The organism is Bacillus sp. FSL K6-2944 (genome assembly GCF_038005385.1).
Classification (GTDB): Bacteria; Bacillota; Bacilli; order Bacillales; family Bacillaceae_G; genus Bacillus_A; species Bacillus_A cereus.
Window position 1 is genome coordinate 1 of sequence record NZ_JBBOTE010000019.1, and the last position, 5,236, is coordinate 5,236.

Genomic DNA, 5,236 nt, shown 5'->3' on the forward strand with positions numbered 1-5,236 from the left:
ACAGGTGTATTTTTCATTTTCACTAATGCATCATAAAGATTCTTTTCATCAGTTTTAAACTCGACAGCTTTCTTTGCTAATGCACCATCATTGATGTTATTCGCTTCATCACCATTCACCATATATTGCGTTTCCTTACGAACATAAGCTTTTTTCAACTCGTCCATAACAATTTGTTCAATTGGTAAACCTGTACGCGCTAATAATTTTTTCGTTACAGTTGCAAGTGCATCGAACTCCGTTGGTGATAATTCGATTTCATCAAATTCAATATCCGTTTCCGGAATTTCGTTATTTGTTCGCTCGTTTTTATGACCCTGAGCTTCTGCCTTTTTAACTAAAACAGGGTACTTAATGTTCTCTTTTGTTTTTACCCCTGTCCCTAATCGGCGTAAGAAGTTTTCTTCTTGAGCATACGTAATAATTTCTTTACTTAAGAAATCTGGAATCGTAACAGAACCATTTCCAGTAACTAATCCTAATGCACGAGCTTCTCTTTCATCAATATTACCCACAATATAATTAGCAAAGGCTGAACGAGTTTCCTTTTCTTTGTTTTTAGTAGATTTATGACCTTTAGTAGAAAGACCTGTTGCAATAGCTGCCATGATTTCAGAACGTTCTTCTTTTGGAATTTCATTTGTTTGATTTGGATCTTCTTTTACTTCTGGATCTTCTTTTTTATCTGGATCGTCATCTTTCTTTTTGTCTGGATCTTCTTCCTTTTCGTCTGCTTCCAATTTCGCAATTTCATCAGCAAGAGTTTGCACTTCTTTTGTTAATGCTTCTACTTCAGCCTTAACCGCTGCTAATTCTTCTGAACGAACTTCACCTTTTTCAACTTTACCTTGTAATTCTGCTAATCGAGCTTTATTTCGTGCTTGAGATGCTTTTAAGATTTCTTTTAATTCCATGTTAGTTGTCCTCCAGAACTTTTTTTATTTGTTTGATAAGATTGTTTCTTTCTTCTGTATCATCTTCCACAACTGTTTTTACGGCTGCTTCTTCACTTCTCATTTCAACCATGGCTGTATTTTCACCCCTGGTTTCAATGGAAGTGGCAACATATGCAGGTGTCATATCCAAAATAGAAACTTCTAAGAGTTCTAATTCTTCAATAGATCGTTTTTGAACACCCGCTTCGCCCTCTTCCCATGAGTCCTTTTCAGAAACAAAGCCAAATGACCAACCACGCAATTCTTTATCTCTTGCTTTCTCAATTACTTGTTCATCTGTAACTGTAGCGATGGCTCTTAATCCAATATTGTCTTCATACAATTCCAGATTTCCGTTTTCAATAGAACCAAGCTTTCTATTTTTATCGTGGTTAAAAAGTAAATCCACATTCTTTGCTTTCTGTAACGCTTTTTCAAACGCCTTAGGGACAATTCTCTCTTTGAAATATCCCCTTGGAGAAGGCAACATTCGACTTTCTCTGTCCACAACATTTACATATCCATCAAGTATGACTTGGTTCCCCCGGACCTCAATTTTCATTCTCTTCACCCCCTCCCAATGGACCATCGGCCGCTTCTTTCTTACCGATTTCAGTCAAGTCATTTGAAATGTATATAGCCTGTGATTCCTTTGTATTTTGTTTAGGGAATCCAAGCATATCAGCAACATGATCAGGTGAAGTAATAGCTGTACGTACCAGGTTGTAACCGATATTTGTCTTGTTGCTATACGTAACAAAATCCAGAATATTAATCTTAAACTTAATTCGTTTCCCCGAATTTTGGCCATAAAAAAGAAGACTCAAATGGTCTTCAAAATTTTTCATGATGGGTCTTACCGCTTTATTGTGGATATACATCATTGCTTTCTCAATATCTTCTTTGATTAGCTCTGTGTATGTATCCACATTTATACCTAAAAACTTACCCAAATCCTTTTTGTATACATTTAGATATGCTAGGGTCTTTTCATCATCTAGTGGGCTTTTAAGCGTTTCTATTGAGTACCCTTTTCCAAGAGGAATCATTTTTACAGATCGTGATTCATCGATGGATTCCAGTTGATCTAAAATGGCATTGATTAACTTTGATTGCGCGCCATTCTGTGGATTGATATGAGCATCCAAGTTTAGCAAGAATGCTAATAGTCCACCCTTTTTATATTTGTCTGTTAACGTTTTCTCAGCTGACATAACACCCTCAAGTGTATCTCTTCCTAAATCAAGAATACCTTTTCCTCTTAGATGATCTGCGCCAATATTTTTCACATGACGAATCATAAACGGAGGAATTTCTTCCCCACCGATGTTGAAATACTCTACTAAATGATCATCTAACTCTGTAAAAACATTTGAAGCTAAATGTATTTGAGTGCCATTTAATATAGGAAACGTTTCTCCCTCGAGTAAATAAGTATTCGTCATTAATTTAATGAATTCAGATTGTGTAAGATAATCATTCGGATTCTTTAAAATACGAAGTGCAATATCATCTTTAGTTTCATTCCCGAATTCATCTTCCACAACGATATCAGCCAATACCATTTGATTACTGATATCTTGTAACAACTCGTAAACATCGCTAGATTGTAAGATGTTTGAATCTGTAACATACACACCACCATAACGAATACTCTTTCCTAAAACATCATCAAGATAACCACGCTTTTCAGCCTTTTTAAATAAGTAATTTGAAAATCTATCCCTTAAACCCAATTTTTCACCGCCTCTCTATCGATAAATATCACCAATCAATTCATCCATACCTTCTTCAGTTATGCTATCCATAACCATCATTGTTTCTTTATGAGCAACTAAAAAAGCCACAAATCCATCAATCTTCTTTTTGGACTGTCGCTTACTTGGGGCTTTCATTCCGTTAATATTCGTTACTACTACAACATTAAGGGCGCAATAAACAAATAAAGGATTGTCTGTAATTAAACGCTTTTCATAAATTAGTATTTCTGAATCGTCAAGCATTGCATTCATAACGTTTGGATACTGATTTACTGCAATGCATTCTAAACCGAGGTTTTCAAGCTTCTCTATTAACTTTTGGGACATTGCTGGATCATAGTTTATTTGTTGTACGTCATATACATTCATACATTCCACAATGTAGTCCATAACCTGATCTTGGTTTATCATCTTGCCATCACAAAAAGTAACAAAACCACGTTCAACCATATCGGTATAAGGAACATTATCTTCTTTTTCTCTAAATTCAATGTTATCGGTGGGAATAAAGTACATTTGTTTCACTTTTAAAATGGAATTACCTTCCTCATCATGAGTGGGGAAATTCAAACTTACACAAGTTAAATCCGTTGTTTTCGATAAATCCAATCCTATATAGCATACTTCTCCTGTGAGATCACCTAAATCTTCTACAAGTACATGTTGAACTTGATCGTGTTCAAAATAATTGTCTGCACTATTTACAAAGACATTTAGATGCTTGGAAAGAAATTCTGCTTTTGAATGTGCGGATTGTTTTGCCTTTTTAAACTCTATTTCAAGTTGTTCCATGGTGACGGAAACACCAATGTTTGGATTCACCATCGCCCAAACTTTACGATTTTCCCAATCATAATTTTTATTCGGCTCCCAAATTGCAACAAATAAAGAATCGTCATTATCATTTTCAAGAACTTGTTTTGCATATTTATATACACGCATACCAACAGAAGATGAGCCTTTACCAGCCGTCGAAATATTTAACATAATCGGCTGTTCACGAGAAATCTGTGCTGATTTCAAGTTATCATACATATCCATATTCTCTTGCGCATGAAGTTCATCATTCAACACAAAATAAGGGTTCTTTCCTTCAAGACCCTTTGTATTTTTTGTTAGTACTTTGAATTTATTTTGATATGCAATTCCATTAATGTTATAACGATACATCGCACCACTGACTGTACCATTCACACCTTTATAAATTTGTGTATGTCGTGCCAGAGGTTCGGAGTTTTCTATCGCTTGTGCAATTGGTTCAGCTGCATTTTGTGCTTGTTCATAATCCGATGCCGCACAATAACAATCCGCACCAAGTTCACCTTCTCCATACATCGCATAAAGCAATGCACCTGCTGCAATAATGGTTTTCCCGTTTTTCTTTGGGACTTGCACATATGATTCACGAACAACACGAACGGTCTTACCTTTTTCATTTTTATGATACCAACCGTACATATTCGCAAAAACAAACATTTCCCATAACTCTAATTCCATTAATTGACCTGCAAGCGGTCCTTTAACATGTCGAACAAACGATTGAACAAAATCTAGCATTTCATTTGCACAATCTACATCAAACCAAATATCTTTACGCTTTTTCCACTTCTTATAACGTTCTACAGCAAGAATGATCGACTTTGGGTATTTCTTTTTATTACGCATGACGTTACTCGCATACATATCAGCATAGTTAACGTCTGGTGTAATAATCATTTAGATTTCCGCCATTTCTCACGATGAGCCGCTAATTCGTCTTGGGGTTCATTCGATTGAATATTTTCATTGTTTTTTTGTGTTTTTTGCACACTTTTTCCCTTATTCGTCATTCCTAGAGCTTCTAACATTTTATTCTTTTTATCATTCCAAGTTTCTACCTGTTGTGCCAGTGGATGCTTCATTTCATTTGTCGCTCCAGCCTTGTTCTTATGCGTTTTTGTAGGCGGAAGCCCATCATCTTTCCACTCCTCAAACATGGTTTTATAAATAATAAACGCATCTACATAATTATCGATTAATGGTTCTAAGGAAGGTGTGAAATTGTCCTCCTCATTCAATAATTGTATGATTCTATTTCGCTCTTCATCCCTTGCTACGTCTAGCATTTCCAACCTTTTCTTCTTTGACATACGAGCCATTTTCACACCCCCTTCCTTTTTCAAAAATGGCGCAACTATTTGCGTGCCCCCTACGCTACCTATCCTCCCCAGAGGAGAAATTTTAATTTTTGATAGGGGGGCTTCCAAAATAACTTGGAAAAACTTTTTTTGGTTTATCTTCATTTTCTTCAATTGTATGGCAAACTGGACAAAGTAATCTGAGGTTATTCTCTTCTAATTTAAGAGTTGGATCTTCTTTGATTGGTATTACATGATGAACATGAGCACTTCGGCCAAAGACGAACCTTCCACATCGTTGACAGCAGCCATTCTCTCTTTCGTAAACTTGAGACCTGACAAACTTCCATGCATCCGTACGATAGAATGGCTTGTTCTCATGATGGTAGATGTTCTTCTTATCCTTCTTCTTCCTCGGCTTGTT

At 36.0% G+C, this 5,236-nt stretch carries 6 protein-coding genes; all 6 read right to left on the reverse strand.

The features are described from left to right. Positions 1-914 (reverse strand): phage major capsid protein (locus MHH55_RS36125; protein WP_340882914.1); only part of this gene is annotated, 914 nt, incomplete at its 3' end. Position 915: 1 nt separating this feature from the next. Further along, entirely contained in the window at positions 916-1,497 is a 582-nt protein-coding gene (locus tag MHH55_RS36130; protein WP_340882916.1) for an HK97 family phage prohead protease, read from the reverse strand. Beyond that, a complete protein-coding gene (locus MHH55_RS36135) occupies positions 1,487-2,671 on the reverse strand; it encodes a phage portal protein (protein WP_340882918.1) in 1,185 nt (394 codons plus the stop codon). The genes MHH55_RS36130 and MHH55_RS36135 overlap by 11 nt, the downstream gene beginning before the upstream one ends. Before the next feature lie 15 nt (positions 2,672-2,686). Continuing rightward, positions 2,687-4,411 (reverse strand): terminase large subunit, encoded by a 1,725-nt coding sequence (locus MHH55_RS36140; protein ID WP_340882920.1) that lies wholly within the window; start codon positions 4,409-4,411, stop codon positions 2,687-2,689. Further along, positions 4,408-4,833: a P27 family phage terminase small subunit gene (locus MHH55_RS36145; protein WP_139362568.1), complete on the reverse strand. Its 426-nt coding sequence runs from the start codon at positions 4,831-4,833 to the stop codon at positions 4,408-4,410. Before MHH55_RS36145 ends, MHH55_RS36140 begins: the two co-directional genes overlap by 4 nt. Positions 4,834-4,915: 82 nt before the next feature. Continuing rightward, the coding region (locus MHH55_RS36150; RefSeq protein WP_340882922.1) for an HNH endonuclease at positions 4,916-5,236 on the reverse strand (321 nt) is incomplete at its 5' end.

What these genes read in the sequence shown, in the direction of transcription:
- MHH55_RS36130 (WP_340882916.1), bottom strand. Translation starts at nt 1,497, where the DNA reads ATGAAAATTGAGGTCCGGGGGAACCAAGTCATACTTGATGGATATGTA.
- MHH55_RS36140 (WP_340882920.1), bottom strand. Translation starts at nt 4,411, where the DNA reads ATGATTATTACACCAGACGTTAACTATGCTGATATGTATGCGAGTAAC.
- MHH55_RS36145 (WP_139362568.1), bottom strand. Translation starts at nt 4,833, where the DNA reads ATGGCTCGTATGTCAAAGAAGAAAAGGTTGGAAATGCTAGACGTAGCA.